This window comes from Helicobacter labetoulli (assembly GCF_003670275.1).
Lineage (GTDB): Bacteria > Campylobacterota > Campylobacteria > Campylobacterales > Helicobacteraceae > Helicobacter_C > Helicobacter_C labetoulli.
In genome coordinates, this window is sequence record NZ_QXJF01000003.1 from 49075 (window position 1) to 62756 (window position 13682).

General features: G+C 39.1%; 12 protein-coding genes. 10 read left to right on the forward strand and 2 right to left on the reverse strand.

The window, feature by feature from the left end:
- Window positions 1-10 precede the first annotated feature (10 nt).
- The 6 genes from rimO (at window position 11) to EBF12_RS01730 (ending at window position 7620) form a co-directional block, all read left to right on the forward strand.
- Entirely contained in the window at window positions 11-1354 is a 1344-nt protein-coding gene (gene rimO / locus EBF12_RS01705) for a 30S ribosomal protein S12 methylthiotransferase RimO (protein WP_121726123.1), read from the forward strand.
- 128 nt (window positions 1355-1482) lie between these two features.
- On the forward strand, window positions 1483-3489 hold the full coding sequence (locus EBF12_RS01710) for a methyl-accepting chemotaxis protein (protein WP_121726124.1): 2007 nt from the start codon (window positions 1483-1485) through the stop codon (window positions 3487-3489).
- Window positions 3490-3681: 192 nt separating this feature from the next.
- Window positions 3682-4698, forward strand: a complete 1017-nt coding sequence (gene pta / locus EBF12_RS01715; RefSeq protein ID WP_121726125.1) for a phosphate acetyltransferase — start codon at window positions 3682-3684, stop codon at window positions 4696-4698.
- A 36-nt stretch (window positions 4699-4734) separates the two neighbouring features.
- On the forward strand, window positions 4735-5934 hold the full coding sequence (locus tag EBF12_RS01720) for an acetate/propionate family kinase (protein WP_121726126.1): 1200 nt from the start codon (window positions 4735-4737) through the stop codon (window positions 5932-5934).
- A gap of 24 nt (window positions 5935-5958) precedes the next feature.
- Complete coding sequence (locus EBF12_RS01725) at window positions 5959-6504, forward strand: isochorismatase family protein (protein ID WP_121726127.1); 546 nt, start codon at window positions 5959-5961, stop codon at window positions 6502-6504.
- Between the two features lie 207 nt (window positions 6505-6711).
- Window positions 6712-7620, forward strand: a complete 909-nt coding sequence (locus EBF12_RS01730) for a J domain-containing protein (RefSeq protein WP_121726128.1) — start codon at window positions 6712-6714, stop codon at window positions 7618-7620.
- A 16-nt stretch (window positions 7621-7636) separates the two neighbouring features.
- Here EBF12_RS01730 and EBF12_RS01735 read toward each other — a convergent pair whose 3' ends face one another.
- A complete protein-coding gene (locus EBF12_RS01735; protein WP_121726129.1) occupies window positions 7637-8116 on the reverse strand; it encodes an NINE protein in 480 nt (159 codons plus the stop codon).
- Between the two features lie 63 nt (window positions 8117-8179).
- The gene (locus tag EBF12_RS01740; protein ID WP_121726130.1) at window positions 8180-8878 is read right to left on the reverse strand and encodes an endonuclease; all 699 of its coding nucleotides are present in this window, start codon (window positions 8876-8878) and stop codon (window positions 8180-8182) included.
- A 158-nt stretch (window positions 8879-9036) separates the two neighbouring features.
- Between EBF12_RS01740 and EBF12_RS01745 the strand changes: the two genes are divergently transcribed.
- The 4 genes from EBF12_RS01745 to EBF12_RS01760 are packed head-to-tail and all read left to right on the forward strand — an operon-like array spanning window position 9037 to window position 13580.
- A complete protein-coding gene (locus EBF12_RS01745) occupies window positions 9037-9654 on the forward strand; it encodes a hypothetical protein (RefSeq protein ID WP_121726131.1) in 618 nt (205 codons plus the stop codon).
- A gap of 54 nt (window positions 9655-9708) precedes the next feature.
- Window positions 9709-10581 (forward strand): NAD(+)/NADH kinase, encoded by an 873-nt coding sequence (locus EBF12_RS01750; protein WP_015453862.1) that lies wholly within the window; start codon window positions 9709-9711, stop codon window positions 10579-10581.
- A 60-nt stretch (window positions 10582-10641) separates the two neighbouring features.
- The gene (locus EBF12_RS01755; protein ID WP_121726132.1) at window positions 10642-12192 is read left to right on the forward strand and encodes an AAA family ATPase; all 1551 of its coding nucleotides are present in this window, start codon (window positions 10642-10644) and stop codon (window positions 12190-12192) included.
- Between the two features lie 2 nt (window positions 12193-12194).
- Window positions 12195-13580: an NFACT family protein gene (locus tag EBF12_RS01760; protein WP_121726133.1), complete on the forward strand. Its 1386-nt coding sequence runs from the start codon at window positions 12195-12197 to the stop codon at window positions 13578-13580.
- Window positions 13581-13682 lie beyond the last annotated feature (102 nt).

Below are 13682 nucleotides of genomic sequence, written 5' to 3' on the forward strand. Positions count from 1 at the left end.
AAGGTAAGCATTGCAATTTTCTACAAATTACCTTCATCTTATCTCTCTTGGTTGCACGAAGAATCTTGTAGATTCTGAAGTAATGCTTGGGAGATTAAAAAGCTATCAGCTCACTCCCAATCTTGAGGAAGCCGACATCATCATTGTTAATACTTGTGGATTTATAGAATCTGCCAAGCAAGAGAGCATACAAACAATCCTTAACGCCTTAGAGTTACGCAAAAGTGGTGCTGTGCTTGTTGTGAGTGGATGTCTAAGTGAGCGGTATGCCAAAGAGCTTAAAGAGGAGATTCCAGAGATTGATGTTATTACAGGCGTTGGGGATTATGACAAGATTGATGTGATGGTAAAAGAGCTAAAATCCTTGCAGTCCAACGAAGTGTTTTTAGCCAATGAATCTCACGAGCGTGTGATTATAGGATCAAATTTTCACGCCTATGTCAAACTAAGTGAGGGGTGCAATCAATCTTGCAGTTTTTGTGCAATTCCCTCATTTAAGGGCAAACTTCACTCTCGCACACTAGATTCTACAATCAAAGAAGTGCAAAATCTCTATGCAAAAGGCTTTAGAGATTTTAGCTTTATTGCACAAGATTCTAGCTCGTATTTGCGTGATTTAGGGCAAAAAGATGGGCTAATCCAGCTTATAAAAGCCATTGATAAATTGCAATTACCTATAAGCTGCAGAATCTTGTATCTCTATCCCACCACCACGACTTTTGAGCTTATAGAAACCATAGGCAATTCCACTTGCTTTTTGCCCTATTTTGATATGCCAATTCAACATATTGCCGATTCAATGCTTAAGCTTATGCGACGCGGAGCAAACAAGGCTAAACACATAGAATTGCTAGAATCTATGCGTAAGATTCCACATAGCTTTATCCGCACAAGCTTTGTAATAGGACACCCGGGCGAATGTGAAAAGGAATTTATGGAGCTGTGCGAGTTTGTGGAGGCTTTTAACTTTGATAGGGTGAATCTTTTTGCTTATTCTCCGCAAGTTGGGACACCTGCTTATGATATGTCTCAAAGTGTGAGTTCCAAAATAACAAATATGCGTATTAATCAACTCAATCGCATTATCAAATCACAATTTACCGCTCATAACAAAGCACTGCTTGGACAGGAGGTTGTGGCGATTTGTGAGGGTAAAAGTGAGATGAGCGAATATTTTTACAAAGCCCGTTTAAAGCTATGGGGCAAGGACATTGATGGGGAGATTCTCATTAATGATAGTGAGATTTGTGATAGCTTAGGGCAGATGCTTCCGCTACAAGAAGGATATTATCGTATTCTTATTACGCAGAAAAAACAAAACTTTCTTTTTGCCAAGGCACTAGAGCGGTTATAACTTTAGGACTTGGTAAAACTTACACATTTTGACAAAACTTTTTTAACTTTGCTGAGATTCTCTTTAGAGTTTAAGTCATAGAATATTATATTTGCATAGAGTTTCCCCATCTCATATCAAGGAGTTATATGCTATCCTTATTTCGTCATTTAAGTATCAAAACACAGATTTTCGCTCTTGTCGCTATTCCTATCATTGCTCTTATATGTTTTGTTTTCGTGCAATTTTCCCAAACTTTGAATGCTATTTCATCATCTGAAACTTTAAAAGAGCAAATTAGAATCTCCGAGCAACTCTCCACCTTTATTCATGAGATGCAAAAAGAACGCGGTATGAGTGCTGGATTTCTCGCAAGTAGAGGTAAGAAGTTTGCAAACGAGCTACAAACACAACGACTTCTCACAGATAAGGCACATAAAAATCTTAGCGACTTGTTCGCACAAAGCAAAGATTTACCACAAAGCTATCAAGACCAACTTAATCAGGTTTTAGAATCTGTCTCTAAAATCACACAAATACGCACAATGGCTGATGATTCTATATCAGGTGATAGCAATGTAGCTCCACAAGTCATAGGGTATTACACCACAACAATAGCCTTTTTGCTTGATAGCGTTTTAGAATCTACAAAACTTATCCAAGATGCGACTTTGGCAAAATCAATGGTAGCTTATGTGAATTTTTTATATGCAAAAGAACGAGCAGGATTAGAGCGAGCCATGGCAAATGGAATCTTTGCAAGTAATGCCGTGCCAAATAATACAAACTATAACAAATTTGTTTCTCTTATTGCCGAGCAAGAGGTATTTATGAAGCTTTTTGTTTCACTTGCTTCACAGGAGAGTTTAAATTTTTATTTTAATGCTATTAAAAATCCAAGCTTTGCCAAAGTGCAAGCAATGCGAGATATACTCCACACAAAGCGGCATAGCGGGGATTTTGGCGTTGAGGCAAAAGAATGGTTTGACACTATTACAACAAAGATTGATACACTCAAAGAAGTTGAAGATTTTATCTCTCATCGTCTTAATACTTTTGTAGATTCTCATCTTATTAATCTCTATGGTGAGTTAAGAACTTGGCTTATTGTGAGTGGGATTTTAATTATTTTAGCACTGATTTTGTGTGTGCTTGTATCAAGAAGCATTCTCACGCGACTTAATAATGTCAATACAAAACTTTCCTACATTACAGAACATCGCGATTTAAAAGAACAAGTAAAAGTTTTGGCAAATGATGAGATTTCCACAATGGCGCGTTCTGTGAATGCTTTTATTCGTTATATTCACGATATGTTTGTAGGGTTTGCTAAACAGGCTAAGAACAATCTCTCTATTACGCAGACTCTTGTTGATGTTTCAAGCAAACTTGATAGTAACACAAAGCATATTGCTCAAATTTCAGCGGATAATACAAGCTTAGGAGAAAAAAGTCGCAGCATTATAGAGCAAAACATCACCCTTTCTAATGCGACAAAAGAAGCTTTAGAATCTGTGTTGGATAATGTAAGGCATACACGGGAAATTATAGAATCTACTAATCAAGAGATTCGTGATGATGCCATAAAAGAAAGCCAAAATGCCGATAAGATTCTCTCTCTTGCCAATGAAGCGAAAAATATTCAGGGCGTGCTTGTTGTGATTACCGATATTGCTGACCAAACAAATCTTTTAGCCCTCAATGCCGCCATTGAAGCTGCACGAGCAGGGGAACACGGACGGGGCTTTGCCGTTGTGGCTGATGAGGTGAGAAAGTTGGCTGAACGCACACAGCATTCCATCACGGAGACAAGTAGCATTATTCAATCTATCTTGCAGTCTATTGATGAGATTTCCACAGATATGGAAAATAGTTCCAAATCAATGCAACATCTCTGCGAACAATCAAAGGTTATGCATAACAATATAGAAGCACTGATACATCTCGTGCAAGAAGCTATGGAAAAATCTCTCTCAAGCTTGGAGGGTGCAAAAAAGGTCAATGCCAATACAAGTGCAATACTAGATAATGGTGCAAAAATAGCAGTGTGCGTTGATGAGATTGTAGATATTAATGAAAAAATGCAGGAAAGTTCCAAGAATTTAGGCACACAAACAAAAGAACTTAACGAGATGATAGGGACTTTTAAGTTTTAATATAAAATTGTGTCAAGTTGGAAATGGCGATATGCCATTTTAGTAAAAAGATAAAAAAATCTTGCATAAACTCGCAAAAAATGTCTCATTTTTACACATTTTACAAAAGCTATTTTATCAATAATGTATATTTTTAACACACTTAGTTTATGATTGAGTTTTACAACATTTTTAGAATCTTGGGAGGAGAAAATGGGTTTTATTGACACGATTAAAGCTCAAGCACGAGCAAATAAAAAGAAAATCGTTTTGCCTGAAGTGTCTGATTTGCGGACAATTGAGGCGGCAGTAAAGGTCTTAAGCGAGGGCTTTGCAGACATTGTTCTTGTTGGGCAAAAAGATGAGATTCTTACTCAAGCTAAGAATCTAAGCCAAGCACATCTACCACTTATAGAAGCTCTTAATAATGCTACTTTTCTTAACGCCAAAGATGGTGCATTGCTTGATGAATTGACTGCTTTGCTTGTGAAGCTCCGCGCTCATAAGGGAATGACTGAATCTCAAGCAAGAGAGCTGCTTATAAATGATAGCCTCTATTTTGGTGCAGCACTTGTAAAAAGCGGCAGGGCTGATGGTATGGTTGCAGGGGCAATACACGCCACAGCCGATGTTTTGCGTGCGGCATTGCAGATTGTTGGCACGGCAGCAGATTCAAAGCTCGTTTCAAGCTTTTTTGTTATGGATATTCCACATTGTGATTATGGTGTAAATGGGACATTTGTATTTTCTGATTGTGGTTTGTGTCAAAATCCAACTGCCGAGGAACTCGCACATATTGCTATCTCAAGTGCAAAGAGTTTTGAATCTGTAATGCACAATGAAGCGATGGTAGCGATGCTTAGCCATTCTACCTATGGGAGTGCCAAGCACCCAGATGTAGATAAAGTGGTGGAAGCTACAAAAATAGCCAAAAGTCTAGCTCCTACACTTAAGATTGATGGAGAGTTACAGCTTGATGCGGCGATTGTGCCAAGTGTGGGAGAATCTAAGGCAAAGGGTTCAAGTGTCGCGGGGAAAGCAAATGTGCTTGTTTTTCCTGATTTAGATGCGGGGAATATCGGCTACAAACTCGTGCAGAGATTTGCTCGTGCGGAGGCGTATGGACCTATCACGCAGGGTATGGCTGCACCTATTAATGATCTATCACGCGGTTGCAGTGCTGATGATATAGTGGGTGTCGTGGCTCTAACCGCACTTCAAGCTAAGTAATTTTTGCAGTAATTTAAAAATTTAAGGAGAGAAAAAATGAATGTTTTAGTGATTAATTGTGGGAGTTCATCTTTAAAATTTCAGCTTTTTAATGCTGATACGGAAAAGGTTTTAGCAAGTGGAATCTGCGATAGAATAGGTATTGAAGGCAGTGTGCTAAACTACAAAGATTCTGAAGGTAAAAAGACTGAAAAAAAAGAGCCAATGCCAAATCATACAAAAGCTATTGAAATGGTGCTAGAAGCTTTGACTGATAAGCAAAATGGTGCTATTAGCTCACTTGAAGATATACGCGCTGTTGGACATCGTGTTGTGCATGGTGGAGAGTTTTTTAAAGAATCTGTGCTGATTAACGATACGGTTCTAACTCATATTAAAGAATGTTCAGACTTAGCACCACTGCATAATCCTGCCAATCTTATGGGGATTGATGTATGTCGGCAAAAAATGCCAAACACACCTATGGTGGCTGTTTTTGACACAGCATTTCATCAAACTATGCCGCCACAGGCTTATGTCTATGGTGTGCCTTATGAGTGGTATGAAAAACACAAGGTGCGAAGATATGGATTCCACGGGACAAGTCATAAGTATGTATCACAAAAGACGGCAGAGTTCTTGGGACTACATTACCACAACTCTAAAATCATCGTATGTCATTTGGGTAATGGCTCATCAATTTCAGCGGTTAAAAATGGCAGGTGCGTAGATACAAGTATGGGGCTTACTCCGCTAGAAGGGCTGATTATGGGGACTCGCAGTGGGGATTTGGACCCTGCCATTTTGGAATACATCTCAAAACGAGAGGATTTAGATATACAAAGCATTTTAAATATGCTGAATAAAAAATCTGGTGTGCTTGGAATCTCAGGCGTTTCAAGTGATTTTAGGGATTTACTTGATGCGGATTTGGGAGGTAATGAAAGGGCGAAACTCGCTCGTCTAGCCTTTGCCTATCGTGTGATGAAATATGTAGGAGCATATTGTGCGGCGATGAATGGTGTTGATGCGGTGAGTTTTTGTGCGGGTGTGGGTGAAAATGCGAAGTTTATCCGCGGTATGATTGTTAGGCAACTTGAGTTTTTGGGTGTGGAGCTTGATGAGGAGGCAAATAATATATGCGGACAAGAGGCGATTATTTCAACACCAGATTCTAAGGTAAAAGTGTGTGTGATTCCCACAAATGAAGAACTTGTCATTGCACGGGATACTAAGGCTATCGCTTCACAACTATAATGTTAAAATTTTTAAGGGGGTAATATGCGTGCTGTATTGAAAGCAAAGAAAATGCTTTTTGTATGTGTGGATATACAGGAGCGACTTTTGGAGCTTATGGCTCATAAAGAGAGTGTGGTAAAAAATGCGAATATCTTGCTTCAAGCTACACAGATATTACAAGCACCACTTTTGATTACGGAGCAGTATCCTAAGGGGCTAGGCAAAACTCATAGCGCGATAAATCTCCCTGAAAATGCACCTATTTTAGAGAAGACGAGTTTTGGAATCTTTGGCGATGAAGATATAAAAAATCATATCGCTAAAAGCAAATGTAAAACTCTAGTCTTTTTTGGCATTGAAAGTCATATTTGTATGCTTCAAAGTATTGTAGAGGCAAGAAATCTTGGCTATGAATGTTTCTTTGTAGCAGATGCCTCAAGCTCACGCAATGCGCTTAATCATAATCTTGCCCTAGAGTTTTTCCGCACTATTGGTGTGAATGTCTTACCCACAGAGGCGATTTTATTTAGAATGCTAGGAGATTCTAAACACGAACACTTCAAGGCAATATCAAATCTTGTGAAATAAATTCTATAATCTGCGTATATTTTCCCCATACATTTTGGGTGCATAGGGAAAAGTCGCTGCTAGGTTGAGTGTTTTAACAATCTTAGGAATTTTATTTGCTTATTTTGCCGATAGTTATGGAATCTTGCATAGATGTCAAATGGTGTCAAATATTGGCGGCTACATCTTGTGTGAAGGTAGATTCTAAAGGAGCGAGGCACAAGGGCGATGAATGTAACATTATTGCAAAAGTATATTCAAATCACGGTTGAAGAAGACAATGATTTTTTGCACAAAGCCCTTGCGTATGCTGAAAAATATTTCTCAAAAAGCTACCGCCTCTCTCGCACGATTCTTATCCTTGATGATGGTGAGCGGTTTAAAAAAGATTATCTTGTAAATTGGGCATATCACGCCTTTGGGCAAGATGAAAAGCACCAAAAGCTTCATCATTTGCTAGATTCTAAAGGGGAGCTTGGCGAGTATAAAGAGCGTGAGAATCCCACACCAGAATCTCTAGAATCCCACGAGCTACAACAACCTATAGAAGAGCCACTGCAGGATTTAAAGTATCTGCTTGATTTTACCTATCTCCCTATACGCATTAAGATTGTAGGAAAAAACTCGCTGATTGAGCGGGTGAAAATCTCTCTGCGATTGCTGAATACAAAACGCGTAATGCTTAAAATGGATAAGGCAAATTCCGTAGCAAGGCGGTATATCGCACAAATGTTTGAGGAATATTATGTGGGCTGCGATAGAGATGAGATTTATCTAGATTCTACAAAGCCCTATTTTTGGGAAAGCATAATGAATCTTATTAGTTTCAAAGTGATACATAATGTCATTTTAGACTTTGATTATGATAGCTTTAAAAATCGCGGGGGCTTAGGAAGCTTTGAGAGTTCATTTTTAACAGATGAAGAGAGAATCCTGCGTGGTTGCTATATGACGCTAGAGTGTCATTACCAAGATGACTTTGCCTTGGTAAAGAAAAACTATCTCAAACTTGCTAAAGAATATCACCCTGATAATGTCTTTGGGCAAGATTCACGGATTGTAGAGAGCTATAATGATAGGTTTAGGAAGATTCAAGAAGCGTATGAAAAGATTAAAACCTATCTCAAAGCCTCCTAAATTTTGTGATATGTAGTTACCTTATCCCGCTAGAATCCCCAGCTTCTAACATAGACAGACATTTTGTGATTTTATTAAAATTGTCCTGCTTAATGCCCTTCCACACAAAAAACCAATCCGCAATTACCCAGATAAATGGCACAAGTAAGGCTAACAACCCCAAAAAAAATCCTATGAAAAAATACTCATCTCCACCAGTCCTACCGATACTTGCCCCAACTACAATAAACACTGCAAAGAAAACAAAGCCTAAAATCCCAAGAATTATCTTTAAGATTCCAAGCCCAATATCGCCTTTATAGAATCTATCCGCTCCAAAATGTCCAAAAAACAAGCCTAGCACCAAGCCAATCACAGGATCTTTCAGCGGTAAAAAGCCAAGGGAAGAAATCTTATCATTTGGAAACTTATCAAGCTGCTGTTGAAGTGAGAAGGCTGTCTCTGCTGGAATCTTATTTGCCCATTGTTGAGCGAGCATAAATGCGTAATTATCCATAGTGAAATCCTTTGTTGATGAAAAGCAAAATTATAGTCTAAGTTATTAAATCGCTTTAACTTCCTAAAAACCCTGTGTTTGAAGCAGTCTTATCTCATACTCTGTTGGCGGATAGGCTTTATCCCAAGCTTTCATCAAATCTAGCTCTTCTTGCGTAAGAGAGATTTTATACTGCTTTGCCATATACAAATAGATTCTAGCGATTATGCCTTTCACCTCATCGCGTGGATAGAATCTTTTGTTTTTAAAGTCCGTGTAGGCTTGGCATTTGCCATACTGCCCTTGTGGGACTTGTTTAGATTCAGCATAGGCAAAGTTGCTTCTATCGGCATTTATCTCGCCTATGGCAGGGACGAGATTTCTTTTTTCTGCTTCCATTTTTTTAAAATTTTCATCATTAGCACACGCTTTTCTACCGCCCTTTTGCCAACATTCAAGCTTCCCACCAAAACGATGGGCTGGCATAATGTGTTCAAACTCAATGCGTTTTGCTCTCACATTTTCTTTGCCTTTGCTTGTAAAAGGCTTCCTTTGGGTGTATTGCGGAGATTCTAGAATCTTTAGCCTGTCTATATCAAACTCCACTCCGCAATAAAACTCCGTGTGGAAATTGTGCTGCTTATAGGCTTGTTTGAGCTGCTGTTTGCTTTGAGAAAAGCTTATAGATTCTGGGCTAACATTCGCACAACCATAGGCAAAAATAGCAAAAAGCACAGCAATAACACTATGGCTAAAAAGGGCTTGGAACTTGGGTTTTGACATTTTTACTTCTTATGATTTTTAGCAGATTCTAGCAGGAATAAGTAAAGTCGCCTTGAAGATGAAAAAGGGCAAATACAACAAGGGCGATGAAAGGAATGCTTTTTGCTAGATCCTACTTCAAAGCACGGAATGTGCGTGTTTGATAAGGGAGTATCGCAATGGAAAGGAAGTCATCAAAGGCGAAGTTTTATCTTATGGGTTTTGCGCTCTTGCTTCTTGCTACACTTGGCGGGGTGTATTACTATATGGTGGAGTTCTCAACGCATTCTTTAGAAGAAGTAACCCAAAATATAGAATCTAAACTTTTAGAGCAGGATAATATCGCTAAGCAATCCCAGCTAGATTCTGCAAGTTCACAAATCAAGCTTTTAAAGGCTCAAAAAGAGAGCCTACAAAAACAGCAGGATAACGCACCGATGAAGCTACGCTACTCCATTAAGCCAAAGGATAAGATTGTAGCCCATTGTGTGAATATGAAAATAGGACGCTATGCTATGCCTAAAAACTGCACCGAATCGCTAAAAAGTGGCATAAATGAGATAATTAAGCAAGATAATACGATTGTGGCGTTTGAGATTTCAGGCATTGTGGATACGCGTCCTTATGCGGGACTTAGCCCAGAGCTAAAGCAAGAGGGGTTGGCGAGCTTTCGTGCAAAAGAGGCGATTATGGTGGCTACTCAACAAATGCCAAGTGTAGCAGCATTTGAGGGTTTAAGTCAGCAAAAACCAAATCAAAGGGGCTTTGTCGTCCGTGCATTTTATGTAGAAAATTAAGTGCGTATTTGCTACAATAGGCACAATCTCAACGCCCAATAATGAGGAAGTGCAATGAATACAAACAAGCCCATACGCAAAGTCGGCATTGTGCTACGACCAAGTAGCCCCGAGCTTAAAGGCGTATTTTTACAAACGCGTGAAATGCTTGAAGATTCAGGCATTGAAGTAATGCTTGAAAGCATAAGCGGAGGAATGATAGAGCTTTTAGGGCGAGATTTTGCCAAAATCGCCTCGCAATGCGATGGCTTTATGAGCCTTGGGGGCGATGGGACGCTCATTTCAATGCTAAGACGAGCTTTTGCTTATAATCTGCCTTGTATGGGGATAAATACAGGACGGCTAGGCTTTTTAACCGCTTTTATGCCAGATCAATTACAAGCATTTATCCCGCATTTGCAAAATGGCAGCTACGCTTTAGAATCTCATCTTGTGTTGCAAGCCCTTGTGTTTGAAAGCAAAGATTCTACAACGCCACTGCACAGCATTCTAGCGATTAATGAGTTTCTTATTAACAAGCACGAGTTAAGCGGTATGGTGCAAATTGACGCACATATTGATGAGATGTATTTTAACTCCTATCGTTGTGATGGCTTGATTATCGGCACACCCACAGGCTCTACGGCGTATAATATCAGTGCGGGAGGTTCTGTCATCTATCCATATTGTCGCAATATTCTGCTTACTCCCATAGCTCCGCATTCCTTAACGCAACGCCCTTTGGTGTTAAGTGATGAATTTGTGTTAGAATTTTATGTCAAGCAGAGAGCAAAGCTGATTATTGATGGGCAAGAAATGCTAGATATTTTGCCACATTACAAGGTGCAGATTCGTGCTTTGCCCCAAAGTGCTATGCTAATTTATCCGCCAAATAGGGATTACTTTAGCGTTTTGAAAGAAAAGTTTAGCTGGGGGCAGGAGCATTAATTTAGCAAGATCATCAAAAGAGTGTTAGATTCTTAGCCCAAGCACACAAAAGGAAATAGAATGATGAGTAGAATCTTAATCCACAACTCCCCTGCGTTTAAAGATGTAGAGCTATATCTGCAAGGGGGCTTTAATGTCTTTAGTGGGGCAAGTGGTAGCGGAAAGTCTGTCTTTATGGAATCTTTGACTGCTATTTTTGGGATTAAAGAGAGCAATGCGGACTTGATAGAGGCAAATATTGATGTATCGCACATTGCATTTGATTGGGATAATTATGGCATTCCTAATGATTTAGAAAATGAGATTGTGCTAAGCATTGTAAAAAAGGATAAAACACGCTACTTTCTTAATCACACTTCAAGCTCAAAAAAACGCCTTAATGAGCTTGTTTGCGGCTTTGCTAAACATATCAGTACCAAAAGCGGCGATGAGCTAAGCCCGCAAAATCTTTTAAGGATTTTAGATCATTTTATTGCCAAAACGCATAAGGCACATTTAGAGTTGCTTACAAACTATGAGGGAGATTTTTTAGCACTGCAAGAGGCTCAAAAACAGCTCAAAGAACTAGAATCTAAGGAGGCAAATATCGCCACACTCAAGGAATTTGCCACTTTTGAAATACAAAAAATACAATTACTCCAGCCAAAAGAGGGCGAGTATGAAGAGCTTTTAGCCCTAAAAAAAATGCTATCCAAACAAGAGCGGATTAAAGAGCAGATGTATAAGGTGCGAGAAGCGTTAAATGCGACACAGCATTTTGAAGAGTTTTTAAGCCTTATTGATGAGAAATGCCCCACCTTGCTTGAAGGGCTAAGTGAGTTTGAAGCCATCATTGAGACACAAGAAGAGCGTTTAAGCGAGATAGAGGGGCTAAATCCTGAATCTATGCTTGATAAAATTGCTGCTTATGCCGAGCTAAACCGCCGATTTGGCGGGGTAAAAGAATCATTAGCATATATGGAGGAGCAAAAGCAAAAACTCAAAGAATATGAAAATTTAGATTTTAATAAGCAGGAGCTAGAAAAGCAAATTACAATTTTAAGTAAATCTTGTGAAAATATGGCAAAAAAGCTTTTTGATAACCGCTCCAAGTCCCTTGAAGCGTTGAATACTAAAATCACAGAGCTTTGTGAGAGACTGCGGCTTAAGGCTAGTGTATTGAAGCTTCAAGAAGTGGCAATGCAAAAAAGTGGGAATTGTGAGCTTATATTAAAACTAGGCGATGCCGATGTGTCTGTGCTCTCTTCTGGGGAGTATAATCGTTTGCGTTTAGCGATAATGTGTATTGATACCGAGCTTACACCCAGAAGTGGGATTTTGGTGCTTGATGAGATTGATGCGAATTTAAGCGGGGAAGAGAGCGAGGGGGTGGCTAAGATTCTAAAAATGCTTTCAAAAGATTATCAAATCTTTGCGATTTCTCATCAAACCCATATGCCCTCCCTTGCGGATACGCACTACCTTGTGGAAAAGGCTCAAGATTCTAGTGTGATTACAAAGCTTGATTTTGAAGGCAGGGTAAAAGAAATTGCGCGTATGATAAGTGGAGCAAATATCACAAATGAGGCTATGGAGTTTGCAAGGAAGCATCTGAACGCATTGAAGGACTAGCTTTGAATCTAGCATTACTCAAAGGTGTAGAGCGGTATTTGCAGGGTATGCAAAGTGTGGTTATGGCTAAACGCAAAGATTCTAATCTTTTTATATTTGTATTTAGGGATACAAGCGGGGCAAGGCAGAGTTTGTATTTTGATACGAGTAAGGCTCAAAGTCATATTTTCATCGCTCCAAAAGAGATTTTGCAAACGCGTGAGTTTAACGCCCCTTTTGATACTAAGCTCACGCAATGCACCACAAATGCGGAGATTCAAAAGGTGCGTGTTGATGGGGAGAATAGAATCTTGCAGTTTTTACTCACCCAAAAAGACAAGTATAAAAAGCGACATTTTTGGCTGATGTGTGAATTTACAGGCAAACATACTAATATGATTATTTGCGATGAAAAGCTCATTGTGATTGAGGCTTTGCGGCATATCCCACAAAGTAAGTCGTGGCGTGAAGTGAAAGTCGGTGCATTGTTAGAATCTCTGCCGCAAAGGGCGGGGGAGAAAATAGAATCTTTAAGCGAGAGTGAGACGCAAGAAGAGCTTATTGCAGCCTATCAAAAGCATTATCTTCTAAAACAAGAGCAGAAAAAGCACAATGCCATTATGAGCCTAAAAGCGAAAAAAGCAAAGCTAGAGCAGGTTTTAGCGGATTTGCCACAATATGAAAGCTTAATAGAATCTGCGGTATTGTATGCGAAATATGGGGAACTGCTTTTTACACATTTACATACCTTGCCACCTTATAAATGCCAAAATGCAGAAGTTGAAGTAAAAGATTTTAATGGCAAAAATGTGCTTGTGCCGCTGCCACAAAATGTGCGGGATTTCACAGAAGCGGGGAATTTTTATTACACACAGAGTAAAAAGCTTAATAAAAAGGCTAAACATTTGCATTTACAGCAAGAGAATTTAGAATATAAAATCAATTTTATATGCGATGAGATGGCGTTTGTGGAGCGATTTGGGGAAGTTGAGCTGTTTTCTAAGAATCCTAAGCTAAAAAATGCTGGAGCGAAGCAAAAGGCGGAAAAAGCGGAGTTTGAGAGCTTTTTTATTGATGGGTATAAAATCAGCATAGGACGCAATGCAAAAGAAAATCAAAAGCTTTTAGAATCTGCTAGGGCGGAGGATTTGTGGTTTCACATAAAAGATGTGCCAAGTGCACATTTGATTATCCATTGTGGCAAGAAAATGCCACCAATTGCTATTTTGCATAAAAGTGCTGAAATTTTAGTGGGGCTATATGCTGCGCGCAAGGGGGTTGGGGATTTTGTAGTGGATTACACCAAAAGACGATTTGTGAAACTCTCTCAAAATGCACAAGTAACTTACGCAAAACATACAAGTATTATTTGCAAAGCTGATAATACTGAATGCAAAATCGTGGGATAGAATATGTGGTATGTCTTAAATTGGAATCTCAAATCCCTATAATATATTTTAATATATTATAAAACATCATCACAACCCAAAGAAAATGATGCAGAGAAATGT

Excerpts from the sequence above, each read along its gene's own strand:
- EBF12_RS01710 (WP_121726124.1), top strand. The coding sequence starts at position 1,483 with ATGCTATCCTTATTTCGTCATTTAAGTATCAAAACACAGATTTTCGCT.
- pta (WP_121726125.1), top strand. The coding sequence starts at position 3,682 with ATGGGTTTTATTGACACGATTAAAGCTCAAGCACGAGCAAATAAAAAG.
- EBF12_RS01720 (WP_121726126.1), top strand. The coding sequence starts at position 4,735 with ATGAATGTTTTAGTGATTAATTGTGGGAGTTCATCTTTAAAATTTCAG.
- EBF12_RS01725 (WP_121726127.1), top strand. The coding sequence starts at position 5,959 with ATGCGTGCTGTATTGAAAGCAAAGAAAATGCTTTTTGTATGTGTGGAT.
- EBF12_RS01730 (WP_121726128.1), top strand. The coding sequence starts at position 6,712 with ATGAATGTAACATTATTGCAAAAGTATATTCAAATCACGGTTGAAGAA.
- EBF12_RS01735 (WP_121726129.1), bottom strand. The coding sequence starts at position 8,116 with ATGGATAATTACGCATTTATGCTCGCTCAACAATGGGCAAATAAGATT.
- EBF12_RS01740 (WP_121726130.1), bottom strand. The coding sequence starts at position 8,878 with ATGTCAAAACCCAAGTTCCAAGCCCTTTTTAGCCATAGTGTTATTGCT.
- EBF12_RS01745 (WP_121726131.1), top strand. The coding sequence starts at position 9,037 with ATGGAAAGGAAGTCATCAAAGGCGAAGTTTTATCTTATGGGTTTTGCG.
- EBF12_RS01750 (WP_015453862.1), top strand. The coding sequence starts at position 9,709 with ATGAATACAAACAAGCCCATACGCAAAGTCGGCATTGTGCTACGACCA.
- EBF12_RS01755 (WP_121726132.1), top strand. The coding sequence starts at position 10,642 with ATGATGAGTAGAATCTTAATCCACAACTCCCCTGCGTTTAAAGATGTA.